Raw genomic sequence first — 25,479 nt, forward strand, 5'->3', positions numbered from 1 at the left:
GGTGTGCCGCGTTGCCGCTCTTGCGTTTTCGGGCGCCCGCGGTCAGAGCCGCTGGGGGTAGATCATCGCCTTGAGCGATTCGGGTTCGGTGGAGGTGTTTTCCAGTGCGGCCGCGGTCTGCGGCAGTGAAAAGCTGTGCGTCACCAGTCCCTCCAGATTGATCCGGCCAGAGGAGACCAAGGCGATGCCAAGCGGCCAGGTGTCCTTGTACCGGTTCACCATCGAGATGGTGATCTCTTTCCAATTGAGCGTGGACAGAGGCAGCGGCACTTCCTCGGTTTTGGCCAACCCGATGACGGCGGCCCGCCCAGCCTCGTGCAACCGGCCGAGCCCGGCGGCGAGAACGCCGTTGGCGCCCGAACATTCCAGCAGCACGTCAAAGGTCCGCGCGGTCGGCGCATCGCTTTTCTCCACGGCGAATCCGTGGTCGCGGGCGATGCCGAGCCGGTAGTCGGAAATGTCCGTGAGCGTGACGCTTCCCGCGCCGAGGGCCCGCGCCGCTTCGGCCGCCAGCAGGCCAACCGGCCCGGCACCGGTGATCAGAACGTCGTCGCCGGCCTGAAGGTTCGCCCGTTGGCAACCCCACAACCCTACGGACAGAGGCTCGAGCAGCGCGCCGTCCTCGTAGCTCATCGAATCCGGTATCCGGAAAAAGCATCGGGCGTCCATGGCCAGATACTGCAGCAGCGCGCCGTCATAGGGCGGGGTCGCCAGAAACTCCAGGTTCGGGCAGAGATGGTAGCGTCCCGCCCGGCATTCGTCGCAGCTGCGGTCCGGCGTGCCCGGCTCGACGGCCACCCGGTCGCCGACGCGGATATTGTCTACCCCGTCGCCGACGGCGACCACTTCGCCGGAGACCTCGTGGCCCAAAATGAACGGGCCGTCAACCACGAACGGACCGATCTTGCCGTAGCGGAAATAGGCGACGTCGGAACCGCAGACCCCCACGGCTTCCACCCGGATGACGGCTTGGCCCGGGCCCGGCTCGGGCATCGGGCGCTCCTGAATCTCGATGCTGTTCAGGCCGGTCATCACGGCGGCTGCGTTGCCCATCAAGACTCCTTTGCAAGCAGCCCGAGGCCCAACGGCCCCGGGCGCTGGTGTGAGCCAGTGCACATTGACACGCACATGCTAACCCCGGCGGAGGTGCCGTGGCTATCAAATAGCAGGGCGGAGTTTCGCCAGCCTCTGTGAGTCTCCACCCGGCAGGATCAGGCGGTGCCAGGGAATGTCGGCCTTCGGTGCGCAAGCCGGGTGCCGTCTCCGCTTGCGAGGTTTGCATCCCGGGCGTCCGACGCCGCACCAACTCCTCCGTCCTGCCGCGCAGGCCCGTCCGTCCGCTGGCATAGACTCAGAGCCGTGAAGAATTGGCTCATGCTGTTGGCTGTCGCATCGAGCGAAGCGTGTTGACATTTTTCGATGCCCTCAAGCGGGTCTTGGTGGGCAAGCCATTCCGCACCGATCGGCTGAAGCAGGAGGCGCTACCGCGCCGGTTCGCGGTGCCGGTCTTCTCCGCGAACGCGCTCTCCTCGGTGGCCTACGCCCCGGACGAAATCCTGCTCACACTGGCCTTGGCCGGCGTGGCCGCCATACTGCTTGCCCCCTGGGTGGGCCTGGCGGTCATGGTGGTGCTGCTGGTGCTGGTGGCCTCCTACCGCCAAAGCATCCATGCCTATCCGGTCGGCGGCGACTACGAGATCGCCACCAAGAACCTGGGCAGGCCGGCGGGCATCACGGTGGGCTCCGCCCTGATGCTGGATTATGTGCTCACCGTGGCGGTGTCCATGTCTTCCGCCGCACAGTATTTGGTGTCCGCCATCCCGGCACTGAACGGCTGGCAGCCCGGGGCGGCCGTGGCCGGCATTGCGGTGCTGGCCCTGCTGCATCTGCGTGGGCTGGCCCGCGGGAGGCGTATCGTGGCGATTGCCACCTACGTCTTTGTGGGCACCGTGCTGCTGATGTGTCTGGTGGGGTTTGTCCTTGACCTCGCTGGAAGCCTCGGTGAGGCACCCAGCGCCGCGTTCGACGTCGTGCCCGAACCGGGCATGGAGGCCGGCCTGATGGGTTTGGCCGGCGCACTGCTGGTCCTGCGGGCCTTTTCTACCGGCGCCGCGGCGCTGACGGGGGTGGAGACGCCCGCCAGCAACGTGCCCGCCTTCGAGAAACCGCGGGCGAAGAATGCCGGTTTTGCGCTGCTGATGCTCGGCGTTTCCGCCACCGTGATCACCATGGCCGTGATGTACCTGGCCCGCGCCACCCAGGTGCGGGTGGTTCAGGTTCCCGCCGAACAACTGCGGTTGAACGGAGAGCCACTGCCGGCCGGCTATTTCCAGTCCCCGGTGCTGAGCCAGTTGGCGGAAACGGTCTTCGGCAGCGGCGCCCTGCTGTTTTACCTGACGGTCGCGGCCACCGCGGCCATTCTGGTGCTGGCCAGCCACTCGGCGTTCAACGCCTTCCCGCAGCTGGCATCGATCCTCGCCACCGACGGCTTCCTGCCCCGCCAGCTGCGCACCCGCGGGGACCGGCTCAGCTACAGCAACGGCGTGCTGGCGCTGGCGGCCGCGGCCGTGGTGCTGGTGCTGATCTTCAACGCGGACGTCACCCGGCTGATCCCGCTCTACGTCATCGGTGTCATCGTTTCCTTCACCTGCAGCCAGCTCGGCATGATCCGGCACTGGTCGCGCGAAATCCGGGCCACCCCGCACCGGCCGGTGCGCCGCCGGATGGTGCGTTCGCGGCTGATCAACCTGGTGGGCTTCATCCTCACCGTCACGGTGCTGGTGGTGGTGCTGGTCAGCAAGTTCATCTTCGGGGCGTGGCTGGCCGTGCTGGGCATCGTGGTGCTCTGGCTGATCATGCACAGTATTAACCGTCACTATGTCCAGGTGGCTCGGGAACTGGCGCTCGATCCAGACCAGCCGACCACCGCGCTGCCGTCGCGGGTGCACGCCGTGATTCTGGTCTCGAATGTGCGCAAGCCGGTGCTCCGGGCGCTCGCCTTCGCCCGGGCGTCGCGGCCGTCCCGACTGGATGCGGTGGTGGTGGATCTGGACCCCGAACAGACCGAGCGCACCCTGAGAGACTGGGAGAAACTCAACGTCCCGGTTCCGATCACCGTGCTGGCCTCGCCGTACCGCGAAACCACCACGCCGATCCTCGACTACATCAAAAGCATCCGCAGGGATTCCCCGCGCGAACTCGTGGTGGTCTATATCCCGGAGTACGTCGTGGGACGCTGGTGGGAACAGCTTGTGCACAACCAGACCGCGCTGAGGATCAAGACCCGCCTGCACTTTGAGCCGGGGGTCATGGTGGCCAGCGTGCCGTGGCAGCTGTCATCCTCCGCTTCCGCCCGCCGATACCAGGAGCTTCCATGACCAAACCCGCGCCGCAGCTGATCGAACTGACCGTCGGTGCTCCCGCGCACGGAGGCCACTTCGTCGCCCGGCACGAGGGCCGGGTGGTCTTCGTCCGGCACGCGCTTCCGGGCGAACGAGTGCTGGCACGGGTGACCGACGGCGGAGCGGGCGCTGGCTTCTGGCGCGCGGACACGGTGCAGGTACTGGAGGCGTCCGCCGACCGGGTGACGCATCCGTGGGCGCCGGCCGATGCCCTGGCGGCAGCGAAAGCCGGACGACCGCCCGTCGGCGGCGCCGAATTCGGCCACATTGCGCTGGCGGCCCAGCGCCGGCTGAAAGGCCAGATCTTCGCGGAGCAACTGCAACGGCTGGCCAAGCTGGAACGCGAGGTGACCGTGGAAGCTCCGGAGGGGGAGTACGACGACGGACTCGGCTGGCGTACGCGTGCCGCCTTCGGCGTAGGGCCGGATGGGCGCCTGGCCATGCATGCGCACCGCTCTGACGAGCTGATCCCGGTTCAGGAGATGCCGCTGGCCGTGGACGCCGTCAATGACCTGCGGCTGTGGGACCTGGACCTGACCGGGCTGGAGCGGGTGGAAGTCGCGGCACCGGCAGGCGGCGACACCCCGCTGGTGCTGTTGGTGCCCGCCGCCGGGACCACGCCGAGGCGGCTGGCCAAGCTCGCCGAACGGATCGAGCCCGGCGTCTCGGTGGCGGCCTGGGAGCCAGAGCCCGGCCGGCTCACCCGGCTGCGGGGACGCACCTGGGTCGCCGAAACCAGCGGTCCCCACCGGTACCGGGTAACCGGCGACGGCTTCTGGCAGATCCACCGGCTGGCGCCTGCCACCCTGACTTCCGCGGTGATGGACGGCTTGGCGCCGCGGGCGGGGGAGCGTGTCGCCGATCTGTACGCGGGTGCCGGACTGTTCACCGCGCCACTGGCCGACGCCGTAGGCAACACTGGCAACGTGCTCTCCGTGGAGGGATCGCCGGCGGCCAGCAAGGACGCGCGGAAGAACCTGCACGGCTTCGGCCAGATCGAGATCGTCCAAGGCAAGGTAGAGCGTGTGCTGCGCTCGCAGGCCAAGGTGCTGGACGCCGTCGTGCTTGATCCGCCCCGCGCCGGTGCCGGCAAAGCGGTGGTGCAGGCAGTGGCTTCCCGGCGGCCCCGCATGGTCGGCTACGTTGCCTGTGATCCGGCGTCCTTCGCCCGCGACCTCGGCTACTTCCTGCAACTGGGCTGGCAGCTCGATTCGCTGCGGGTTTTCGACCTGTATCCGCACACGCACCACATGGAGTCGTTCGCTGTGCTGACTCCCGGCAACGACTGAACGCCGCCGCCCGATTCCCGACTGTGACGCAGGCCTCAGGCGGCGATCCGGTTCCCGCAAACCTGCTACCGGCTAGGATGGAAGCAGTTGTTCCGGACGGTGCATACTGCCTCTGCCCTATAGATTCTGCGGGCTTCGGCGTGCAAAGCGGACCAGAGGTCGAGCCCGCAGCGGTCCCTTCACACTTAGGGACGCCTAACTAGCGGGTGGTTGCCGCCCGGACAAAGATAAAGTGTGGCGAGAGGAGTCCTGTTATGAGTAATGTGGACAGCTTCGGTTCCAAAGGCGTCTTGAACGTCGCCGGTGCCGAATACGAAATTTTCCGGCTGAGTTCAGTTGAAGGTGCCGAGAGCCTTCCGTTCAGCCTCAAGGTCCTGCTGGAGAACCTGCTCCGCACCGAAGATGGTGCCAACATCACCGCGGACCACGTTCGCGCCCTGGCCGGTTGGGATCCCAACGCGCAGCCGGACACCGAAATCCAGTTCACCCCCGCCCGCGTGATCATGCAGGACTTCACCGGCGTTCCCTGCGTCGTGGACCTGGCGACCATGCGCGAAGCCGTCAAGGACCTCGGCGGCGATCCGAAGCGCGTGAACCCGCTGTCTCCGGCCGAGCTGGTCATTGACCACTCGGTCCAGATCGATGTGTTCGGCAATGCCGGTGCGCTGGAGCGCAACATGGAGATCGAATACCAGCGCAACGGTGAGCGCTACCAGTTCCTGCGCTGGGGCCAGACCGCGTTTGAGGACTTCAAGGTTGTCCCGCCGGGAACCGGTATCGTGCACCAGGTCAACATCGAGTACCTGGCCCGCACCGTGATGACCCGCGAGGTCGACGGCAAGGTCCGCGCCTACCCGGACACCCTGGTCGGCACCGACTCGCACACCACCATGGTCAACGGCCTGGGCGTGCTCGGCTGGGGCGTCGGCGGCATCGAGGCCGAAGCAGCCATGCTGGGCCAGCCGGTCTCCATGCTGATCCCGCGCGTCGTCGGCTTCAAGCTCACCGGCGAGATCCCGGCCGGCGCCACCGCCACGGACGTGGTGCTGACCATTACCGAGATGCTGCGCAAGCACGGCGTGGTAGGCAAGTTCGTCGAGTTCTACGGCGAAGGCGTGGCGGCTGTGCCGCTGGCCAACCGCGCCACCATCGGCAACATGAGCCCGGAATTCGGCTCCACCGCCGCGATGTTCCCGATCGACGACGTGACCCTCGATTACCTGCGCCTGACCGGCCGTCCCGAGGAGAACATCGCCCTGGTCGAGGCCTACACCAAGGAACAGGGCCTCTGGCACGACCCGTCCCGCGAACTGAAGTTCTCCGAATACCTTGAGCTGGACCTGTCCACAGTGGTGCCGTCCATCGCCGGACCGAAGCGCCCGCAGGACCGGATTGAACTGACCACGGCCAAGCACCAGTTCCGCAAGGACCTGCAGAACTACGTGGCGTCGGACAACGAAGACGCTCTGGACGAGGCCATCGAAGAGTCCTTCCCGGCCTCCGACGCGCCGGCAGCGACCTCCCGTTTCCGCCACTCCTCGGCGGCGCAGGACGACCGCCCCACTGGCGGTTCGGCTGCCCAGGGACGCCACGTCGCGCTGCCCAGCGACGGCCGCCCCTCCAAGCGCGTGCACGTCACCATGGAAGACGGACGCGAGTTCGAACTGGACCACGGTGCGGTCTCGATCGCCTCGATCACCTCCTGCACGAACACGTCCAACCCCTCGGTGATGCTGGCTGCGGCCGTGCTGGCCCGCAACGCGGTGGAAAAGGGCCTGTCCTCCAAGCCCTGGGTCAAGACCTCCATCGCCCCGGGTTCCAAGGTCGTCACCGACTACTACGAAGAGTCCGGCCTGATCCCGTACCTGGAGAAGCTCGGCTTCTTCGTGGTTGGCTACGGCTGCGCCACCTGCATCGGAAACTCCGGCCCGCTGGAGCCCGAAATCTCGCAGGCCGTTCAGGACAACGACCTCTCCATCACCTCGGTCCTGTCCGGCAACCGGAACTTCGAGGGCCGGATTAACCCGGACGTCAAGATGAACTACCTGGCGTCCCCGCCGCTGGTTGTCGCTTACGCCCTGGCCGGCACCATGGACTTCGACTTCGAGAAGCAGCCGCTGGGCCAGGACCCGGAGGGCAACGATGTGTTCTTGAAGGACATCTGGCCGAACCCGGTTGAGGTGCAGGAAGTCATCGACGCCTCGATCAACAAGGAGATGTTCGCCAAGGGTTACGAAGGCGTGTTCGAGGGCGACGAGCGTTGGAAGGCGCTGGAAACCCCCGAAGGCGACACCTTTGCTTGGGACCCGAACTCCACTTACGTGCGGAAGCCACCGTACTTCGAGGGCATGACGGCGCAGCCGGAGCCCGTCCAGGACATCAGCGGCGCCCGCGTGCTGGCCAAGCTGGGCGACTCGGTCACCACCGACCACATCTCCCCGGCCGGTTCCTTCAAGTCGGACAGCCCGGCAGGCCGCTACCTGCTGGAAAACGGTGTGGAGCGCAAGGACTTCAACTCCTACGGTTCCCGCCGCGGCAACCACGAAGTGATGATCCGCGGTACCTTCGCGAACATCCGTCTGCGCAACCAGCTGCTGGACAACGTTGAGGGTGGCTTCACCCGCGACTTCACCCAGACCGGTGGTCCGCAGGCCTACATCTACGACGCGGCGATGAACTACCAGGCCGCCGGCACTCCGCTGGTGGTGCTGGCAGGTAAGGAATACGGCTCTGGCTCGTCCCGCGACTGGGCTGCCAAGGGCACCGCGCTGCTGGGTGTCAAGGCGGTCATTGCCGAAAGCTTCGAGCGCATCCACCGCTCGAACCTGATCGGCATGGGCGTCCTGCCGCTGCAGTTCCCGGCCGGCGAGTCCGCTGCCTCGCTGGGCCTGACCGGCACCGAGACCTTCTCCATCTCGGGTGTGACCGCGCTGAACGAGGGCACCACGCCCAAGACGCTGAAGGTCACTGCCACCGGCGAGGACGGCTCCACCAAGAGCTTCGACGCCGTGGTGCGCATCGACACCCCGGGCGAAGCCGACTACTACCGCAACGGCGGCATCCTGCAGTACGTGCTGCGCCAGATCTCGGCCAGCTAACCACTGCCGAGCGCGCCAGCGCAGGGGCGGGTGTCCGGACAACCGGACGCCCGCCCCTGCTGCATCCGGGCACGTTTCCCGGGCAGATGTCCAGCCGGCAGCGGTGTGTGCACCCTCGCATCAGCGGAACGCGAGGTGGAGGATGGATGGCGGTAGGATTAACCGACGCTTTGTGAAGGAAAGGACCTGCTCTGTGGGATTGCTTGAGACCATTCGCGAGCCGCGCGACCTGCGCCGGATCGACATGGTCCAGATGCAGGACCTGGCCCAGGAGATCCGCCAGTTCCTGATCACCAACGTCGCACAGACCGGCGGCCATCTGGGTCCGAACCTCGGCGTTGTCGAGCTGACCCTGGGCATCCACCGCGTGTTTGACTCCCCGCACGACAGCATCGTTTTTGACACCGGCCACCAGTCCTACGTGCACAAGTTGGTCACCGGACGGCAGGACTTCGGGACACTGCGGCAGCAGGGCGGCCTGGCAGGCTATCCGGACCGGGCCGAATCGGCTCACGACATCGTGGAAAGCTCTCACGCGTCGTCGTCGTTATCCTGGGCAGACGGCATTTCCCGTGCCCGCCAGCTGACCGGCGAAGGCGACCGCTACGTGGTCGCAGTGGTGGGCGACGGCGCCCTCACCGGAGGCATGGCCTGGGAAGCGGTCAACAATATCGCCGCGGACCGGGACCGGCGCGTGGTGATCGTGGTCAATGACAACGGACGCTCCTACGCCCCGACCATCGGCGGACTGGCCGACCAGCTGGCCGCGCTGCGCCGGACCACCATCGACAAGGTCCGCACCCACCGCGCCTACGAGGGCACGCTCAACTGGTGGAAAGACAAGCTGCAGTCCGGCGGCCCGCTGGGCCAGTTTGCGTACAAGAGCCTGCACGCCACCAAGAAGGGCATCAAGGACTGGTGGGCGCCGCAGGGCCTGTTCGAAGACCTCGGCATGAAGTACATCGGCCCGATCGACGGGCATGACCTGGAAGCCGTCGAGGCGGCCCTGTCCCAGGCCAAAAAGTACAGCGGACCCGTGATTGTCCACGCCATGACGGAGAAGGGCCGAGGCTACGCGCCGGCCCGCGCCCATGAGGCGGACCAGTTCCACGCCGTGGGCGTGATCGACCCGGAGACCGGCGAGCCGGTTGAATCCGGCGGCCGGAAGTCGTGGACCTCCGTCTTCGCGGACGAGATCGCGGACCTCGCCGACGAACGCCGCGACATCGTCGGCATCACCGGAGCCATGCTGATTCCGGTGGGCCTGCAGAAGTTCGCGTCCAAGCATCCGGAGCGGGTCTTCGACGTCGGCATAGCGGAGCAGCACGCGCTGACCAGCGCGGCCGGAATGGCCTACGGCGGGCTGCATCCGGTGGTGGCCCTCTACGCCACCTTCCTGAACCGCGCCTTCGACCAGCTGCTGATGGACGTTGCGCTGCACAAGGCCGGCGTCACCGTGGTGCTGGACCGCGCCGGGGTCACCGGGCCGGACGGCCCCAGCCACCACGGCATGTGGGACATGGCACTGCTGCAGGTTGTGCCGGGCCTGCACCTGGCCGCGCCGCGGGACGCCGCGCGGCTGAAAGAGGAACTGCGCGAAGCGGTAGCCGTCAACGACGCGCCGACCGTGGTCCGGTTCTCCAAAGGATCCGTGGGGCCGGACGTCGAGGCCATCGAGCGGCTCAAGGACGGCGTGGACGTCCTCGCACGGCGGCCCTCCGGCTCCACCGAAAACGACGTGCTGATCGTCAGCGTGGGTGCTATGAGTGAGCTGGCGCTGGATGTCTCCGGCCGTTTGGGCGCGCAGGGCATCAGCTCCACCGTGGTGGACCCCCGGTGGGTGCTGCCGGTGGCGCCGTCGCTGATCGGCCTGGCGGCCCGGCACCGGATCGTCGTCGTGATTGAAGACGGTGTGCGCGCCGGCGGGGTAGGCTCCCGCATCCGGCAGGAAATGCGGGCGGCCGGCGTGGACACGGCGCTGAACGAAGTGGGCCTGCCGGTGGAGTTCCTGGCCCACGGCACGCGCGCCGAAGTGCTGGAACGCGTTGGCCTGACCGCGCAGCAGGTGGCCCACGACACCGTGGCGCAGGTGCTGGGCACCAAGGTGCCGTTCGCCCGCCCGCTGCCCGGCCAGGAACTGCCGACCGGCCAGATTCCCAAGATCCAGTGACCGGGCGCATCCCTGCCCAGGCACAGCCTGGCGACATGGTGGTGTTCCGCAACTGGAAGTACGACGGCGGTGCGCACTGGCTGGTGCCCGGCACTTACCTAGGTACGGACTCGTTCGGCGACTGGATCTTCCAGCCCGGGGGATCTCTGGTGGCCCGGCCCGGAGTTGCCTTCTTCGCTGGCTCCGACGCGGTGCAGTTCCTGCCCCGCGAGGGCGACTTTGTGGCGACGTTCTATGACGAGACCTATCCCGGCGACTTCCGCATCTACGTTGACCTGGCCACCGGCATCCGGGTGGATCCGCTGCTTCCGGCCGGCTGGGAAGTCCAGGTCACGGACATGGACCTGGACGTGATCCGCACCGCCAGCGGCCGGGTATACATCGACGACGAGGACGAGTTCGCCGAACACCGCGTGACGATGGACTACCCGGAAGCGCTGGCTTCCCAGATGCAGGACAGCTGCCGCGCGCTCTACGAGCAAGTAGTGGCACAAACCCCGCCGTTCGATGGAACGGCCCTGACGTGGTTGAACAAAGGACGGACATGAGCTTTCTTCGGGTCTACAAGAAGAACGACGACGGCGCGCTGGTCTTCCGCGAGGCGTGGTTCGACGAAGACTACGGCCAGTTCGTGGTGAACCACGGAACGGTCGGACACCAGAGCACCACACAAGACAGCAAGAATGTCACGGCTGAGGCCGCCGAGTCGCTGATGGACGCTTTTGCCGCCCAATGCGCCGAGGACGGCTACGCGGAACTGGCGCCGGGGGAGCAGTCCTGGGTGGTGGCCCAGTATGCGTTGAAGACGGCGGCCGGGAGCGACCGCGATCGCTACCTGGAAGACAAGGCCAAACGCACCATCACCGAGTACTTCGCTTGGCGCGGGCTCGGCACCGTGGAGAAGACCGAGTTCGTCCCGCACAAGCTCAACATCTACGTGATGGCACCGGACGCCGCCAAGGCCGTGGCGGGCCTGAAAGTGTGCCTGCGCGAAGCCAAGCTGGATTACACCAAGCTCAGCATCGGCGTCGCGCCGTACGACAACCTGGCCGCCGTGAAGCAGAAGCATCCCGTGCCGGCTAAGGCGGCCTTCAGCCTGGACTGACAGGGGCGCCGGCGGCTTGGTCGGCAAGGGGCGCTGCTCGCGCGCTGCCGCCCGGCGTTGACCTTCCCGGCGCGGCGCTACTTCGGCACTGCCGGAATGATGCCTGCAGCCAGGGCCGCCTCACGGTAAACCGCGGCCAGGCTGGCCACGTTGTGGTGGGCATTGAGTCCGCTCGGATTCGGTACAGCCCAGAGCTCGGCCCCGGCGATCCGCTCCGGCTGGCGGCCCAGCTGCGCCTTCGGCCGTTGAAAGCCCACCCGGTAGGCCGTTACTCCAGCCACCGCCACCACCCGCGGACCGAGCGCGTCGATCATCGCTTCCAGCCGCCGCGCGCCGGCCCGCAGCTCGTCGGATCCCAACTCGTCCGCTCTGGCCGTGGCCCGCGGGACAATATTGGTGATGCCCACGCCCCGGGCGATCAGATGGTTGCGGTCTTCCTCCGTCATCCCGTCGCCGGCGCGGATCAGATATTCCGTGATGCCGGCAGCGGCCAAAGCCGGATAGAACCGGTTGCCGGGCCGGGCGAAATGCGAACCGGTGGCAGCCGACCACAGGCCGGGATTAATGCCGACGAACAGCAGTCGCAGGCCCGGGCCAACAAGGTCAGGGACGATAGAGTCCTGGAAGCTGAGCAGTTCAGTCCGGGTAAAAGCCACCCAACCACTCTTTCACACGGTCGCCACCAGGCGCCCAGCGCTGCCGGCCTGCCTGGAAGCCAGCAGACATCCGCGGCGGATCAGGTGTAAAGGTGCATGGCGTCTGCAGCGGCGCCGAGGTCGGTGAAGCCCCGTGATTCATAGAGCCTGCGCCCGGGTGGGTCCGCTGTGAGGCTGACGTACGCGCCGCGCGGCGCACGTGCGCGGATGTCGTCGAGCAGGCTATCGAGTACGGCAGCGCCAACGCCGCGCCGTTGATGTTCCGGCAGGGTGGCCATGTCGGCGATGAGGAAGTACCAACCGCCGTCGCCGATGATGCGGCCCATCCCGACGGGCTCGCCCGTTGGACCAACCACATGCCTAAACGACCACGACCCCGCGATCGCGGCGACTCCCTGCTCCCGCGTCCTTGACGAGAGTCCGCTGCCTGTCCTGAGCCTCAAGTAGTCATCGATGGTGGGAGCGGAAGCAACGAGTTGATAGAGAGAGCGAAGCGGCACCATCTCAGTCTATTGGCTCGAGGCAGCCGAGAGGCCCGGCGCCCCTGGAAGCAGGGCACCGGGCCTCTGCTGCGGCCCCTACGGTCGGGACCGTGTGGATCAGTCGGTACCGGCGTCGAACGCGGCGCGGTCCAGCGCCTCGTCGGCTGCGCGGTCGGCAGCGTCCAGGCCGGCCGTTTCTGCGATCTCGGTGGCGCCGCCGGCTTCCAGCGCGCCGACCAGTTCGGCTGTCGGGCCGCCCACCAGTCCCAGCGCGGCGTACTGCTCCAGCCGGGAGCGGGAGTCGGCGATGTCCAGGTTGCGCATGGTCAGCTGGCCGATGCGGTCCAGCGGGCCGAAGGCGGCGTCGCCTACGCGCTCCATGGACAGCTTGTCCGGGTGGTAGCTCAGCGACGGCCCGGTGGTGTCCAGGATGGTGTAGTCCTCGCCGCGGCGCAAGCGCAGGGTGACCTCGCCGGTAACAGCGGAGCCTACCCACTTCTGCAGCGATTCGCGCAGCATCAGCGACTGCGGGTCCAGCCAGCGGCCCTCGTACATCAGGCGGCCCAGGCGGCGCCCTTCCGCGTGGTAGCTGGCAACGGTGTCTTCGTTGTGGATGGCATTGAGCAACCGCTCGTAGGCGATGTGCAGCAGCGCCATGCCCGGAGCCTCGTAAATGCCGCGCGACTTGGCCTCGATGATCCGGTTCTCGATCTGGTCGGACATGCCCAGCCCGTGCCGGCCGCCGATGGCGTTGGCCTCGTTCACCAGGGCGACGGCGTCGGCGAACTCGGTGCCGTTGATGGCCACCGGGCGGCCGGCCTCGAAGCGAATGGAAACGTCTTCAGTGGCGATCTCGACGTCCTCGCGCCAGAAGGCCACGCCCATGATCGGCTCGACCGCTTCCAGGCTGGTGCCCAGGTGCTCCAGGGTCTTGGCCTCGTGCGTGGCACCCCAGATGTTGGCGTCGGTGCTGTACGCCTTTTCGGCTGAGTCGCGGTACGGGAAGTTGTGCGCGGTCAGCCACTCGGACATCTCCTGGCGCCCACCCAGTTCGGAGACGAAGTGCGGGTCCAGCCACGGCTTGTAGATGCGCAGCCGCGGGTGGGCCAGCAGCCCGTAGCGGTAGAAGCGCTCGATGTCGTTGCCCTTGTAGGTGGAGCCGTCGCCCCAGATGTCCACGCCGTCTTCGCGCATCGCGCGCACCAGCAAGGTGCCGGTCACGGCACGGCCCAGCGGGGTGGTGTTGAAGTAGGAGCGGCCGCCGCTGCGGATGTGGAAGGCGCCGCAGGCCAGCGCGGCCAGGCCTTCCTCCACCAGGGCCGGCTTGCAGTCCACCAGGCGGGAGATATCGGCGCCGTATTCGGCGGCGCGGCCGGGCACCGCGTCAATGTCCGGTTCGTCGTACTGGCCGAGGTCGGCCGTGTAGGTGCAGGGCACGGCTCCGCCGTCGCGCATCCACGCAACTGCAACGGACGTATCGAGTCCTCCGGAGAAGGCGATGCCGACGCGTTCGCCGACGGGAAGGGAAGTCAGAACTTTGGCCATGGTTTCGATCATATGTGCAGCGGCACCTAAAGGCAGAAGCGGCAACGCCGACGGCCCCCGCGTGACGTGCCGTAGATCACCGGCGAGGTCTCCGCGGGTAGGATTTGAGGCGGGCCACCAACCTCAAGCGAGAAGGATGTATCGATGGAATACCGCCGTCTTGGCAAGTCCGGATTGACCGTCTCCGCCGTCGGGCTCGGATGCAACAACCTGGGCCGCTCGAACACTCCCACCGAGACCCAAGAGGGGACGAACGCCGTCGTCACGGCCGCGCTCGACGCCGGTGTAACCCTTTTCGATGTGGCCGACACTTATGGGAAGACTCCCGGACTGAGCGAGGAGTTCTTGGGCAAGGCACTCGGCGCCCGCCGTGACGACGTCGTGGTGGCCACCAAGTTCGGCATGGACATGCGCGGTGCCAACGGCGAGGACTTCGGTGCCCGCGGCTCGCGGCGCTACATCGTCAAGGCCGCCGAAGCGTCGCTGCGCCGGCTGGGCACGGACTGGATCGACCTCTACCAGTTCCACACGCCTGACCCGCTGACCCCGATCGAGGAGACCTTGTCCGCCTTGGACGACTTGGTCCGCGCCGGCAAGGTGCGCTACATCGGCCACTCCAACCTGGCCGGCTGGCAGATCGCCGAGGCTGAATTTACGGCCCGGATGGGCGGCTACACGCCGTTCATCTCCAGCCAGAACCACTACAACCTGATGGACCGCCGCGCGGAACTCGAAGTCACGCCCGCTGCCGAAGCCTATGGGCTGGGCGTGCTGCCGTACTTCCCGCTGGCCAACGGCCTGCTGACGGGCAAATACAAGGACGGCAAGGCGCCGGAGGGCAGCCGCCTGACACACTCGCGCAGCAACCTGCTCAAGGACGCCGACTGGGAGCAGCTGGGTGCGTTCTCCCGCTTCGCCGCCGACCGCGGGCTGCAGGAGATCGAGGTGGCGTTCTCCTGGCTGGCCTCCCGCCCCTCCGTAGCGTCGGTGATCGCCGGTGCCACCAAGCCTGAGCAGATCCGGCAGAACGCCGAAGCGGCAGGCTGGCGGCCCACCGGTGACGACCTCGCCGAGCTCGACTCGATCTTCCCGGTCGAGCCGAAGGTCGCGCTGTTCTAGAAACGTGACGGGGGCTGACACTTTGAAGTTCCTGATCACTGGCCACATTGCAGGACTTCATGCGCAGTTTGCTGGACACTGGCACTCGCATCAGATTCGGAAGCGGCGGACGAACTGAAGTTGGCGGGGGTGGTGTGGCGCCACAATGCAGCGCAGACCTGGAAAGATCGCTTTGAGTATATTTCTACGATTGACCCACCGGCTCGGCGACCGCGTTTATCTCCAGCCCCAGTCGCGCATCAGCCACCAGCCATCAAAGCGACCATAGGTCCTTGAGGATGGCTAGCTGGGTGCTCTGCCGCTGTTTAAGCACGGGAGCCGTCCACTCCGGTGTATTGGTCACTTTGATCGTCAAAGTAAAGGGTGCTGTTCCGTGCTTCCCACTGAAGTACTGAGTTTTCTTCCGCTCAAAATCTGAGTTCGAGGCCTGCGCGTTTTTCGAGCGGTTGAGCAGGACAAGGTTGGCCAAACGATGTGTCCAATAGTGTCGTTCGTCTTCGTCGAACTCGGACATCCATCGCGAATCACGGTGCGGTGTCTGCGGCAGCACATGTTCGACCGTGATGATTGGGTGGTGGTAAGTCACTCCGCTATTTCCTGCCAGCGTTTCATCTAGACGGAGCAGGACATATTTGACGACGCGTTTGGATTCGTAAATTGGCCCGTCTAATAGCTGTAAAGTGTCGGACTGTTCGACTTCCGTAAGTTCAAAGCTGGGCGCGTCTAGGCCTAGACCGTTGTCCAGTTCCTTCAATAGGTCTGCGTAGCGCTGTGCACGAGGTGTTGCATAGACCCGCCGGATGAGCATGCTGGCCGCCAGCCTTTCCAGCCTCCGCAGGAATTCCTCCAACCAGTCGATGTCGTGGTGGTGGTGCTTCAGCGCCCAGAGAGCCGGCGGCTTCCAATCATTGTTGTCCAGTTGCGCCAAACGGGTGAACCACCGATTGATGGAGTCCGCACCGGACGAAGAGCTGAAATCCGCATCCCGCAGCTGCTTGTAGGCGCGCGTGTAAGGCACAAGCACGTCATCGACAAAGGCCGCTGCATTGTTCTCCTCAAAGAAACCGGCAAGCACTTGCTCTCGGAACTCTTTGAGCAGCTCACGTTGCCCGCGACTCTTCGCAAAAATCACTCGGATATGAAGGAACAGGTCCGCGAAATCGTCGCGGCCGAGCTCCACTTCGGCGTCTTCCCACTTCTCGGCGTAGTCTGCTCGGACACCCTCGGCAATTTTCCCGATTACCTCAGCCTTGAAAATGTCCGAGGGGGAGAGATCGAGGCCACGGGCGTTCATCACACTGAAGATACGGTGGGCGCTGTTTAGGTCTTCCGTTGCCACGGTCACGAGGAACGTTCTGAGTATGAGCATCGTGATCAGGTCCAGCCGCTCTTGGCCCGTTTGTTTCGACAACCTGTTGTAAAGTGCCTTGGCATTCGTCATAATAGCCAGCTGCGCATCGGTGACGAACATGTCCGTAGGGATGTCGAAAAGCTCCTGCAGCTTCCCGCGCGTCTGAATGTAGGTTTCGAAGAACTCCCGGTCACGTTCTCTCAGATGCAGACGTGGGTGGGACGGAATGCCCTCAATACGGCGCCCCTTTTCCATGACCATACTGTAGAGCTCCGAAGCAACGTCGGCTTCCTCAGCCAATTCACGTAGGACTGACAGCAGAATGGTCAAGGTCGTAAGACGCTGTTGTCCGTCAATGACATCTGCCTTAGGATGCCGCACGTCCTTCACCAGTACCAGCGAACCCAAGAAATAGGGCTCATCCGGGTTGCGCTTCAAGGCGTCTAGCAAGTCCTCCAACAGTTGGAGAGCTTGCTCTTCGCCCCAGGAGTAGGGGCGCTGGTAGTCCGGTATGGAGAACTCATAGTCGCTGCAGAAAATCTTTGCCAAGTTCTTCTGGGCGGCATGGATGTTGCTGGCCTCGGTTGGCTGGGTCATGATGTAGTTGCTTTCCGGTTATTCGACAACGTTGAGTTGCGGCGCGCCGATCCAATGTGGTTGGTTCCGGCGAGCCCGTGATGGTCCGCTTGCGCAGGTCACCGACTTCGCGGCGCGCTCACTCGTAGTTCTTCACCGTCCGGCGAAGGGTGTCTGCATAGTTATAGATCTCATCAAGCGACTCGATCGAGTGACGGGTCTCCTGCTTTTCTTCGTCGAAAACACCCAGATACTTTTGGCTTCTGTTGAAGTGGAGCCTGGCGATCGGCTTCCTGTTGTTATCGTCGAGCAGGACAGCAAAGTACGACTTTGCATCTCGGTGCGTGACTCGCTGGGGTTTGACATCGCTGCAGACGATCGCCCGAACGATCTGGAACCCCTCTATTTCCTCAAGGGTTGTTTCAATGCCGTCATCCTGGTTCAAATCTTCCTCGACGATCGCTTCGCTGGTGACGGAATCAGCCAGTGAAGCTTGGGCAGCCTGAATGACCGGTGACTCTCCCAAAGCTGCTTTCAACCGGTCGTTGACCTGATCGTTGAGGTATTGCCGAGTTGCTTTGGTGACCAAGCCCGTAAACTGCTCGCGGACTTTCTGCGTGAATGCGCCTTCGTAGACCTTCGCCGTTAGGAACTTCACCCAGTCGTCCTCAGGGGACTGGAAAAGGCCTGCAATAGTGCGCTTCAGCTGTCCGATGTACTTCAGTTCTTCAGCGGCGCTGATGATCGACTCAAGGTCGAAAACATCTTTAGACAGTTTGACCAGTTCCGGGATGAGCGTTTCGTCGATGTCGTTCATGTCCAGAATCAGGAACGGCTTGGCATCCATGCGATTAGGGGCATCAAGGTCCGTGTAGAAATGGTAGACCTCGCCGTTAGTAAGGATCGCAATACGGGCGTTGGTGACCGCAAAGTAGCGGTACAGCTGCGATGCATGTTCCACACGAAGGTCGCCGAGCGATTTCTTACACTCAATCAGCATCTGGACTTCGCCATCGCGCACGATGGCGTAGTCGATTTTCTCGCCCTTCTTGATGCCGACGTCCGCAGTAAACTCGGGGACCACTTCCAGAGGGTTGAACACGTCGTATCCGAGAATCGTCGAAATGAAAGGCATAACGAAAGCGTTCTTCGTCGCCTCTTCCGTCTCGATGATGTCTCGCTGTTGCTGGATCTTTGCGGCCAATGCGGCCAGTCGTTCTGTGAACTGCAATGCTTCCCCCTGCTCGATGCGGACCGTTCGTTCAAAGGTAGAGGACGGTACTGACACTTAGGACTATCGACCGTTGCGCGACTTTCGTGAGGGAGAAAGCGTGTCAGGACGGGAAAATGTTTTCTCGCACCGGGAGGCAGTACGTCCGTCCTGAATTAGTCCGCGCCATTGGACCTATTGATACCGGACTGCGGTGGAGCTTTTGCAGCACCGATTCGACCTCCAGCACCTTCAGCGCCGGGGCATCGGTCTCTGAGCGGAACGCAGGGTGCGCGAGCGCGTAGGTATGCAGGTACTTCTGCATGGCCGGAAGTTCATGGGCGTCGACGCAGAGCAGCATCATGGTCAGCTCGCTGCCGCCACTTGCCCGATCCGCTGGTCCAACGTCAGTCTGGCCAGTTGCTGCGCGCGAGTGCGGACAGCGGCTGCGGCTTGAAGGGCAACGGACGACGTCGGTATGAAGCTCGAAGCCGCCACTGCCAAACCTTCTGCCCAGCTGTGTCAACCGCCGTCAGGCTCAGCAGCAATACGGCCGCGAAAGCCGCCGGCACGAGGCGGGAGGATGCGGGCGTGTAAGCCGGTAAGAACATGCCCTGCTTCCTCGAATGCGGGCCGATCGCGTGATGCAGGCACTTTTTACGCCGCGATCTTGCTGCCGAAGCTGGAAGAAAGAGGGTAGGCGGAGACTTGGGTCAGAGCGTGACGGTGATCCACTCGCCGTCGATGGCAGCGGCATAACGGGGGAGCGGCGCCGGTGCCGGACCACCCGTCACCGTGCCGTCGTCGAGCGCGAAGGTCGAGTTGTGGCACGGGCAGGCGAATTCGCTGTCCGTGGCGTGCACGGCGCAGCCTTGGTGGGTGCACACCGCACTGTAGGCAAGCACCGTCGTCTCATCGGGACGATAGACAAGTACCTTCTGCCCTTCGGCTTCACCGCTGGCGCTCCCGCCGACCGGCACGTCGCTCAGCTTACCCACGCGGACCGGCGTCCCGTCGGTCGCGATAGGCGACGCGGAAGCGCCTTGCGCGCCGGTGAAGTCCTGAAAGGGAGAGCAGGCTGTTAGCGCGCCCACGGAACCAGCGGCGGTAGTGGCGGTCAGTATGGCTCGGCGTGAAGGCAGGGAGGAAGTCATGTCCGTTATTGTTCCGGACGTTCCTTGGATCTTTCTAACCGAACCGCAGGAATTGATGGAACGACGCACACTTCACACGGTGACGGTGATCCAGTCGCCCTCGATGGCCGCGGCAAAGCGCGGTAGCGGTTTCGGCGCTGGTCCATCCAGCACGGAGCCATCCTGGGCACTGTAAACAGAGCCATGACAGGGGCAGTGGAATTCGGCGCCCGCCGGCGCCACCGTACAGCCCTGGTGCGTGCATATGGCGCTGTAGGCCTCCACGGTTTTCTCATCCGGGCGGTAAACCAGAACTTTTTGACCGCTGACCTCGCCGCTCGCGCTGTCCCCGACGGCAACATCGGCGAGCTTCAGGACCTGCACCGGTGTGCCGCCTGAAGCCGCAGACGAGGGAGAGCCTCCGCCTGGGCCGTTTGCGCCTGTCGCGGTTTGGCCGCTGCCGCTTCCCGATGGTGCGCAGGCTGCTAGGACACAGGCAGAACAGGCCGCCGCGGACACACCCAGCAGTGTGCGCCTGCTGGGACTCGCATCAAGACTCAAGGGCTGACCTTCCCATTCGAAGCTTGCCGGATCCTGACGTATGTGACGGCGGGATGTTCCGAGGAGTGCGGGCTGTGCCCCTGTACAGGGCAGTGTGTGGAGGCGCCTCGGCCCCGGCGTACCCCGCCGTCAATCTTAAAGACGCCTTCGTGGGCTGGGGGGTTCACTGCGGACATTGGGGAGTACGGGAGCGGCCATGTACGAGCGGGGCAGTGGGACGCCCGTACGCGAGGCCACCCGCACCGGTTACTTAGCTTGGTCCCCATCCCGGGCGTCCCTCTGGCGCTCCTCGTATGCCTTGAGCCCGACCCCTGCAGCGAAGTAGGTCACGATCAGCGTAGGCAGTCCGATAACGAGTAGTGTCCTCACGTTGTCAGTCAGGATGGCAATAATCGTGGCCACCGCGTACAGAACAGCCAAGACTATCCGGATCTGGATCTGCTTCATCGGCGGTTTCCCCGTTCATCTCCCCGTTTGAACTGCTCTTTGAAACATTACGGCTGCAGCACTGCCTTACATACCGTCAACTGCCAAGCGGGCACGGCAGTGGATGCCTGAGGCTGTTCCGGCGCCCTTGGCGTGTAGCTATGGTTAGGCCATGACAGGCAGCGGACAGCGCAACGCTTGGTTGCGGATGACAGACCGGATGGGTCTGACCGAACCTGGGGTAAAGCCGGCGAGGCCAAGCCCCCGCGCCCTGCTGTTCTTGATCGTCCTATGGTTTGTGTCGGCTCTGGTCTGGTTCGCGATGGTCATGCATACGCAGGGTGAAATCCAAGTTTTGTACGTAGTCCTGGCTCTGACTTCACTCACAGTGAGCGTGGCCAACTTCGTGATGCTGCACCAGTCCAAAAAGAACGGGGACGGCTCAAGGGTGGACAGGACGGGCCAATAGGCTCAGATGAGGCAGCCAGCCATTTCGTGACGGGCCCTCGTTGAGTGGAGGCAACTTCCGCGCAAACTTACGGGACGCCCGTGATACAAGCCGAGGGCGCAGATCTACTGACTTTGCCGGCTCATCCGGGTCGGTGTAAACCTGTCAATACAGGTGGACCCGGACCCTGGGAAAATCGCAAGGAGATCATCGTGACTGACCTCACCCCGCTCTGGTCACCCCTGCAGATCGGTTCCACGCAGCTGCCCAACCGTGTGGCTCTGGCCCCCATGACCCGCATCAGCGCCACCGAAGAGGGAATGGTGACGGAGAAGATGGTCTCCTACTATGAGGCCTTCGCGCGCGGCGGATTCGGGCTGCTGATTACCGAGGGCATCTACCCAGACACCGCTTACAGCCAGGGCTATCTGTATCAGCCCGGACTGGCGACCGATGAGCAGGCGCGGTCGTGGGCGACGGTCGTCGACGCTGTTCATGCGGCCGGATCCACGATCTTCGCCCAGCTCATGCACGCTGGGTCCCAGGCCCAGGGCAGCCGCTTCACGGACTCCACGATCGGCCCCTCGGCGGTCGCCCCCAAGGGGGAGCAGCTGGGCTTCTACCGCGGCGAGGGCCCGTACCGGGTGCCCTCGGAAGTCACGCGGGAGCAGATGGAGGAGGTCCGTCAGGGCTTCGTGGCCGCCGCGCTGCGCGCAGAGGAGGCCGGGTTCGACGGCGTTGAAATCCACGGTGCCAACGGCTACCTGCTAGACCAGTTCCTTACCGACTATCTCAATCTGCGCACCGACGAGTACGGCGGCTCGCCGCAGAACCGGGTGCGTTTCGCCGCGGAGATAGCCCGCGCCGTGCGCGAGGCCGTGGGTCCGGAGACGACCTTGGGCATCCGCATCTCCCAGTCAAAAGTCAGCGACCACGACCACCGGTGGGCCGGCGGCGCCGAGGAAGCAGCCGTCATCTTCTCCACCCTGGCCGCCACGGGCATCGACTTCATCCATACCACCGAGTACAAGGCCTACGCCCCGGCCTTCGGCGACGAGGGCCCCTCGCTTGCAGCCCTGGCCAAGCAGCACTCCGGGCTACCGGTGATCACTAACGGACACCTGGACGACCCGGAGACGGCCGTGTCCATGCTGGCCGACGGCGCGGCCGACGTCGTCGCCTTGGGGAAGGCGGCTCTGGGCAACAGGGACTGGCCCAACCGCGTTCGCAACGGCCTGCCCCTCGACGAGATCGACGCGCGCCTGTTCGCGCCGGTGGCCGACCTTAAGGACTGGGAGCTCGAGCTGCTTTCCTAAGCGCAAGGCTTTCCAGACCTTCGCGGACGGCCGCGTGCGCCCGACGGCGCGCGCCGTCGTCGTCCTCTATTGGATAAGGACGACGGCGGCGCGTCGCGGCGGTCCTACCGGTCGGGGTGGAACTTCCGGCCGTTGATTCGTTCGGAGGCGCCGACGCGGTCGAGGTAGGGGGTGATGCCGCCCAGATGCAGCGGCCAGCCGGCGCCCATGATCATGCACAGATCGATGTCCTCGGGCGCGGCGACCACGCCTTCGTCGAGCATGAGCCCGATTTCCTCGGCCAGGGCGTCCTGGGTGCGGCGGAGCAGTTGCTCGGAGGTGCTGGGGGAGTCACCAAATTCCAGCAGCGCCAGGGTGGTCTCGGGGATGACCTGCCGGCCGGCGTCATCAATCACCCACAGGGACTTGATGCCGTTGTCGATGAGCCGCTGCTGGTTGGCGGAGACGCGGAACCGGTCGCCGAACGCGGCGTGCAGCGATTCGGTGACGTGCTGGGCCACCGGGATGCCGACCATGGCCAGCAGGGTGAACGGGGTCATCGGCAGGCCCATGGGCTTCAGCGCGTTGTCGGCCACGTCTGCGGGGGTGCCTTCGTCGAACGCCGTCGCCACTTCGCCCATCAGCCGCAGCAGGACGCGGTTCACCACAAAGGCTGCGGCGTCCTGGACCAGCACGGTGGTCTTCTTGAGCGCCTTGCCCAGCACGAAGGCGGTGGAGAGGACTTCGTCGCTGGTCTTCGGCGCGCGCACGATTTCCAGCAGCGGCATCACGGCGACGGGGTTGAAGAAGTGGAAGCCGATTACCCGTTCGGGGTGCAGCAGGTCCGCTGCCATCTCGGTGACGGAGAGCGAGGACGTGTTGGTGGCCAGGATGCAGTCCGCGGAGACCACTGCTTCGACTTCGGCGAAGACCTGTTTCTTGACGGACAGTTCCTCGAACACCGCCTCGATCACGAAATCGGCGTCTGCGAAGGCTTGCTTGGAGACCGAACCGGTGACCAGAGCCTTGGTGCGGTTGGCCGCATCGGGGGAGATGCGCTTTCTAGCCAGCAGCTTGTCCACTTCGGCATGGACGTAGCCCACGCCCTTGTCCACCCGGGCCTGGTCGATGTCCGTCATGACCACCGGCACCTTCAGTTGCCTGGCGAACAGCAGGGCCAGTTGGCTGGCCATCAGGCCGGCGCCGACCACGCCCACCTTGGTGACCGGCCGGGCCAGCTGCGGGTCAGGTGCACCGGCGGGACGCTTGGACCGCTTTTGCACCAGCTCCAGGAAGGCGTACACGGTGTCGCGGAAGTGCGGGGTCTTCATCAGCTCGGCCAGCGCTTCGACTTCCAGGTCGGCGGATTCCTGCTGGCTCTTGCCGCGGCCGGCTTCCATCACGTCCAGCACCTTGGCCGGCGCGGGCGCGGCGTTGGAGGTCTTGGCTTCAATGAACGCACGCCCGGCGGCGATAGCCTGGTCCCAGTCAGCCTCGGTGGCGGCGGAGGTCTCGGCGCGGCGCCCGGCGACCTGCCGGCGGGCGCCGTCGTCGGTCAGGATCCGTGCGGCCCAGGCCAGCGACTGCTCCAGGAAATCCGCCGGCTCGAACAGTGCATCGGCGATGCCCAGCCGGTAGGCAGCCGGGCCGTTGAGCATCTTGTTGTTGCTCAGCGGGTTCTCAATCATGACCTTGACCGCGTTGGCCGGGCCGATCAGCCGCGGCAGCCGGAAGACGCCGCCCCAGCCGGGGATCAGGCCCAGGAAGGCTTCCGGCAGCGAAATGCCGTTGGCACCAGCGGAGACCGTGCGGTAGTCGGCGGCCAGCGCGATCTCCAGCCCGCCGCCCATCGCCGCACCGTTGATGAAGGCGAAGGTCGGCACGCCCATGGTCGCCAACGTGGCGTAGACGTCATGGCCCAGCCGGGCCATGGCTCGCCCGTCCTCGGGCTCGGTGAGCTTTCCGACGGAGCCCAAATCTGCGCCGGCCACTAAGTAGTAGGGTTTGCCGGTGACGGCGACGGCGGAGATTGTGCCGGCCGCGGCCCGGGCCTTGAGCCCTTCGAGCGCCGTGCCCAGCTCCATCAGGGTGTTCGGCCCGAGGGTAGTGGGCTTGCGGTGGTCCAGGTCGTTGTCCAGGGTCAGCAGGGCAAGGGTCCCGGCCCCGGGCAGCTCCACGTCCCGGACGTAGGAGTGGGTGACAATCTCGTCCGGGAACTTGGCGGCCAGGGCGGTGAAATCTGCGGCGGTCATGCGTGGTCCTCTCCTGCGGATGCTGCGGCGGCGGGAATTGCCTGGCGGCCCGAGTACTCTGCGTGGTGCGGGTTTTCCCAGATCACGGTTCCGCCCATGCCCAGCCCGATGCACATGGTGGTCAGCCCGTACCGGACCGACGGGTCGTCTTCGAACTGCCGGGCCAACTGGGTCATCAGCCGCACCCCGGAGGCGGCCAGCGGATGCCCGACGGCGATGGCCCCGCCATAGCGGTTGACGCGCGGATCGTCGTCGGCAATGCCGTAGTGGTCCAAAAAGGCGAGGACCTGCACGGCGAAGGCTTCATTGATCTCGAACAGTCCGATGTCTGCGATGTCCAGGCCGGCCATCTTCAGCGCCTTCTCGGTGGCAGGGACCGGGCCGATGCCCATCACCTCGGGCTCCACCCCGGCGAAGGCGTAGGAGACCAGCCGCATCTTCACGGGCAGGTTCAGCTCCTCGGCGGCTTCCGCCGATGCCAGCAGCGAAGCGGTGGCTCCGTCGTTCAGGCCGGCCGCATTGCCAGCGGTGACACGGCCGTGCGGGCGGAACGGGGTGCGCAGCCCGGCCAGGTCCTGCAGGGTGGTGTCCGGACGCGGCGGCTCGTCGGTGCTGTGCAGCGACCACCCTTCGCCCGGCTTCCTGCCGGTCACCGGCACCAGGTCAGGCTGGATCTTGCCGTCCTGGTACGCCGCTGCGAGCTTGGCCTGGCTGGCCGCGGCGTAGGCATCGGCGCGTTCCTTGGTGATGGCGGGAAAGCGGTCGTGCAGGTTCTCCGCAGTGTTGCCCATGTTCAGTGCGGCAGGGTCCACCAAGCGCTCGCTGGCAAACCGTGGGTTCGGGTCCACGCCTTGGCCCATCGGGTGGTTTCCCATATGTTCGACGCCGCCGGCCACCACCACGTCGTACGCACCGAAGGCGATGCCGCCGGCCGTCGTCGTCACCGCGGTCATGGCACCGGCGCACATCCGGTCGATGGCGAAGCCGGGCACCGAGCGGGGCAGTCCGGCAAGCAACGCCGCGGTACGCCCAATGGTCAGCCCCTGGTCGCCGGTCTGCGTGGTGGCGGCAATGGCCACGTCGTCGATGCGCTCCGGCGGCAGCGACGGATTGCGGCGCAGCAGTTCACGGACGCATTTGACCACCAGATCGTCGGCGCGAGTGCCGGCGTGAATGCCCTTCTCACCCGCTTTACCGAACGGAGTGCGCACGCCGTCCACGAAGACGACATCACGCAGGGCGCGGGGCACGGACGTAGGGCTCACTGGAACCTCCATGAGATGCGGGACACAGTACCAGCCACATGTTACCCGCGGGTAATATGCCCAGCAAGCGGCGGCCGTCGGCGCCGGTCAGAAGTGC

At 65.3% G+C, this 25,479-nt stretch carries 21 protein-coding genes; 9 read left to right on the top strand and 12 right to left on the bottom strand.

Features of this window, described 5'->3' with window-relative positions; genetic code table 11:
- Positions 1–42: 42 nt before the first annotated feature.
- Positions 43–1,053 carry an NAD(P)-dependent alcohol dehydrogenase gene (locus tag AC5RWX_RS12640; protein WP_493940398.1) on the bottom strand — a complete coding sequence of 337 codons (1,011 nt, stop codon included), beginning with the start codon at positions 1,051–1,053 and terminating at the stop codon, positions 43–45.
- 350 nt (positions 1,054–1,403) lie between these two features.
- On the opposite strand from AC5RWX_RS12640, the gene AC5RWX_RS12645 reads away from it, so the two are divergent.
- The 6 genes from AC5RWX_RS12645 to AC5RWX_RS12670 all read left to right on the top strand — a co-directional run bounded on the left by AC5RWX_RS12645 (position 1,404) and on the right by AC5RWX_RS12670 (position 11,063).
- Complete coding sequence (locus AC5RWX_RS12645; RefSeq protein ID WP_493940399.1) at positions 1,404–3,377, top strand: APC family permease; 1,974 nt, start codon at positions 1,404–1,406, stop codon at positions 3,375–3,377.
- Entirely contained in the window at positions 3,374–4,690 is a 1,317-nt protein-coding gene (locus tag AC5RWX_RS12650) for a class I SAM-dependent RNA methyltransferase (protein ID WP_493940400.1), read from the top strand. The genes AC5RWX_RS12645 and AC5RWX_RS12650 overlap by 4 nt, the downstream gene beginning before the upstream one ends.
- A 254-nt stretch (positions 4,691–4,944) precedes the next feature.
- Positions 4,945–7,788 (top strand): aconitate hydratase, encoded by a 2,844-nt coding sequence (locus AC5RWX_RS12655; RefSeq protein ID WP_493940401.1) that lies wholly within the window; start codon positions 4,945–4,947, stop codon positions 7,786–7,788.
- Positions 7,789–7,981: 193 nt separating this feature from the next.
- On the top strand, positions 7,982–9,958 hold the full coding sequence (gene dxs, locus AC5RWX_RS12660) for a 1-deoxy-D-xylulose-5-phosphate synthase (protein ID WP_493940402.1): 1,977 nt from the start codon (positions 7,982–7,984) through the stop codon (positions 9,956–9,958).
- Positions 9,955–10,506 (top strand): DUF402 domain-containing protein, encoded by a 552-nt coding sequence (locus AC5RWX_RS12665; protein WP_493940404.1) that lies wholly within the window; start codon positions 9,955–9,957, stop codon positions 10,504–10,506. The genes dxs and AC5RWX_RS12665 overlap by 4 nt, the downstream gene beginning before the upstream one ends.
- The gene (locus AC5RWX_RS12670; protein WP_494097505.1) at positions 10,503–11,063 is read left to right on the top strand and encodes a hypothetical protein; all 561 of its coding nucleotides are present in this window, start codon (positions 10,503–10,505) and stop codon (positions 11,061–11,063) included. The genes AC5RWX_RS12665 and AC5RWX_RS12670 overlap by 4 nt, the downstream gene beginning before the upstream one ends.
- A gap of 77 nt (positions 11,064–11,140) precedes the next feature.
- Here the strand turns inward: AC5RWX_RS12670 and AC5RWX_RS12675 are convergent, their stop codons facing one another.
- From AC5RWX_RS12675 to argG, 3 genes are all read right to left on the bottom strand, one after another.
- Complete coding sequence (locus AC5RWX_RS12675) at positions 11,141–11,719, bottom strand: mismatch-specific DNA-glycosylase (protein ID WP_493940406.1); 579 nt, start codon at positions 11,717–11,719, stop codon at positions 11,141–11,143.
- 80 nt (positions 11,720–11,799) lie between these two features.
- Positions 11,800–12,222 carry a GNAT family N-acetyltransferase gene (locus AC5RWX_RS12680; protein WP_494097506.1) on the bottom strand — a complete coding sequence of 141 codons (423 nt, stop codon included), beginning with the start codon at positions 12,220–12,222 and terminating at the stop codon, positions 11,800–11,802.
- A 96-nt stretch (positions 12,223–12,318) separates the two neighbouring features.
- Positions 12,319–13,746 carry an argininosuccinate synthase gene (argG, locus tag AC5RWX_RS12685; RefSeq protein ID WP_493957877.1) on the bottom strand — a complete coding sequence of 476 codons (1,428 nt, stop codon included), beginning with the start codon at positions 13,744–13,746 and terminating at the stop codon, positions 12,319–12,321.
- A gap of 144 nt (positions 13,747–13,890) precedes the next feature.
- Between argG and AC5RWX_RS12690 the strand changes: the two genes are divergently transcribed.
- A complete protein-coding gene (locus AC5RWX_RS12690) occupies positions 13,891–14,865 on the top strand; it encodes an aldo/keto reductase (protein WP_493957878.1) in 975 nt (324 codons plus the stop codon).
- 253 nt (positions 14,866–15,118) lie between these two features.
- On the opposite strand, the gene AC5RWX_RS12695 is transcribed toward AC5RWX_RS12690, so the two are convergent.
- The 6 genes from AC5RWX_RS12695 to AC5RWX_RS12720 all read right to left on the bottom strand — a co-directional run bounded on the left by AC5RWX_RS12695 (position 15,119) and on the right by AC5RWX_RS12720 (position 20,143).
- Positions 15,119–16,813: a DUF262 domain-containing protein gene (locus tag AC5RWX_RS12695; RefSeq protein ID WP_493942316.1), complete on the bottom strand. Its 1,695-nt coding sequence runs from the start codon at positions 16,811–16,813 to the stop codon at positions 15,119–15,121.
- Positions 16,814–16,931: 118 nt separating this feature from the next.
- Positions 16,932–18,023, bottom strand: coding sequence for a type I restriction endonuclease (locus AC5RWX_RS12700; RefSeq protein WP_493942318.1), 1,092 nt, complete (start codon positions 18,021–18,023; stop codon positions 16,932–16,934).
- A 103-nt stretch (positions 18,024–18,126) separates the two neighbouring features.
- Positions 18,127–18,366 carry a hypothetical protein gene (locus tag AC5RWX_RS12705; protein WP_493942317.1) on the bottom strand — a complete coding sequence of 80 codons (240 nt, stop codon included), beginning with the start codon at positions 18,364–18,366 and terminating at the stop codon, positions 18,127–18,129.
- Between the two features lie 349 nt (positions 18,367–18,715).
- The gene (locus AC5RWX_RS12710; protein WP_493939583.1) at positions 18,716–19,156 is read right to left on the bottom strand and encodes a QcrA and Rieske domain-containing protein; all 441 of its coding nucleotides are present in this window, start codon (positions 19,154–19,156) and stop codon (positions 18,716–18,718) included.
- Positions 19,157–19,228: 72 nt separating this feature from the next.
- Positions 19,229–19,519, bottom strand: a complete 291-nt coding sequence (locus AC5RWX_RS12715) for a QcrA and Rieske domain-containing protein (RefSeq protein WP_493939584.1) — start codon at positions 19,517–19,519, stop codon at positions 19,229–19,231.
- A gap of 423 nt (positions 19,520–19,942) precedes the next feature.
- A complete protein-coding gene (locus AC5RWX_RS12720; RefSeq protein ID WP_493957879.1) occupies positions 19,943–20,143 on the bottom strand; it encodes a hypothetical protein in 201 nt (66 codons plus the stop codon).
- Positions 20,144–20,294: 151 nt separating this feature from the next.
- Between AC5RWX_RS12720 and AC5RWX_RS12725 the strand changes: the two genes are divergently transcribed.
- Both AC5RWX_RS12725 and AC5RWX_RS12730 read left to right on the top strand, forming a co-directional pair.
- The gene (locus AC5RWX_RS12725) at positions 20,295–20,591 is read left to right on the top strand and encodes a hypothetical protein (protein ID WP_494097507.1); all 297 of its coding nucleotides are present in this window, start codon (positions 20,295–20,297) and stop codon (positions 20,589–20,591) included.
- A gap of 191 nt (positions 20,592–20,782) precedes the next feature.
- Positions 20,783–21,886 (top strand): oxidoreductase, encoded by a 1,104-nt coding sequence (locus tag AC5RWX_RS12730; protein ID WP_493939585.1) that lies wholly within the window; start codon positions 20,783–20,785, stop codon positions 21,884–21,886.
- 104 nt (positions 21,887–21,990) lie between these two features.
- On the opposite strand, the gene AC5RWX_RS12735 is transcribed toward AC5RWX_RS12730, so the two are convergent.
- Both AC5RWX_RS12735 and AC5RWX_RS12740 read right to left on the bottom strand, forming a co-directional pair.
- Positions 21,991–24,117: a 3-hydroxyacyl-CoA dehydrogenase NAD-binding domain-containing protein gene (locus tag AC5RWX_RS12735; protein ID WP_493939588.1), complete on the bottom strand. Its 2,127-nt coding sequence runs from the start codon at positions 24,115–24,117 to the stop codon at positions 21,991–21,993.
- Positions 24,114–25,382 carry a thiolase family protein gene (locus AC5RWX_RS12740; RefSeq protein WP_493939589.1) on the bottom strand — a complete coding sequence of 423 codons (1,269 nt, stop codon included), beginning with the start codon at positions 25,380–25,382 and terminating at the stop codon, positions 24,114–24,116. The genes AC5RWX_RS12735 and AC5RWX_RS12740 overlap by 4 nt, the downstream gene beginning before the upstream one ends.
- Between the last annotated feature and the right edge of the window lie 97 nt (positions 25,383–25,479).

The sequence above is a fragment of the Arthrobacter sp. SPT-J7 genome, assembly GCF_059089965.1.

Excerpts from the sequence above, each read along its gene's own strand:
- AC5RWX_RS12670 (WP_494097505.1), top strand. The coding sequence starts at position 10,503 with ATGAGCTTTCTTCGGGTCTACAAGAAGAACGACGACGGCGCGCTGGTC.
- AC5RWX_RS12710 (WP_493939583.1), bottom strand. The coding sequence starts at position 19,156 with ATGACTTCCTCCCTGCCTTCACGCCGAGCCATACTGACCGCCACTACC.
- AC5RWX_RS12650 (WP_493940400.1), top strand. The coding sequence starts at position 3,374 with ATGACCAAACCCGCGCCGCAGCTGATCGAACTGACCGTCGGTGCTCCC.
- AC5RWX_RS12640 (WP_493940398.1), bottom strand. The coding sequence starts at position 1,053 with ATGGGCAACGCAGCCGCCGTGATGACCGGCCTGAACAGCATCGAGATT.
- AC5RWX_RS12695 (WP_493942316.1), bottom strand. The coding sequence starts at position 16,813 with ATGACCCAGCCAACCGAGGCCAGCAACATCCATGCCGCCCAGAAGAAC.
- AC5RWX_RS12735 (WP_493939588.1), bottom strand. The coding sequence starts at position 24,117 with ATGACCGCCGCAGATTTCACCGCCCTGGCCGCCAAGTTCCCGGACGAG.
- AC5RWX_RS12680 (WP_494097506.1), bottom strand. The coding sequence starts at position 12,222 with ATGGTGCCGCTTCGCTCTCTCTATCAACTCGTTGCTTCCGCTCCCACC.
- argG (WP_493957877.1), bottom strand. The coding sequence starts at position 13,746 with ATGGCCAAAGTTCTGACTTCCCTTCCCGTCGGCGAACGCGTCGGCATC.
- AC5RWX_RS12705 (WP_493942317.1), bottom strand. The coding sequence starts at position 18,366 with ATGATGCTGCTCTGCGTCGACGCCCATGAACTTCCGGCCATGCAGAAG.
- AC5RWX_RS12720 (WP_493957879.1), bottom strand. The coding sequence starts at position 20,143 with ATGAAGCAGATCCAGATCCGGATAGTCTTGGCTGTTCTGTACGCGGTG.
- AC5RWX_RS12655 (WP_493940401.1), top strand. The coding sequence starts at position 4,945 with ATGAGTAATGTGGACAGCTTCGGTTCCAAAGGCGTCTTGAACGTCGCC.
- AC5RWX_RS12690 (WP_493957878.1), top strand. The coding sequence starts at position 13,891 with ATGGAATACCGCCGTCTTGGCAAGTCCGGATTGACCGTCTCCGCCGTC.
- AC5RWX_RS12725 (WP_494097507.1), top strand. The coding sequence starts at position 20,295 with ATGACAGGCAGCGGACAGCGCAACGCTTGGTTGCGGATGACAGACCGG.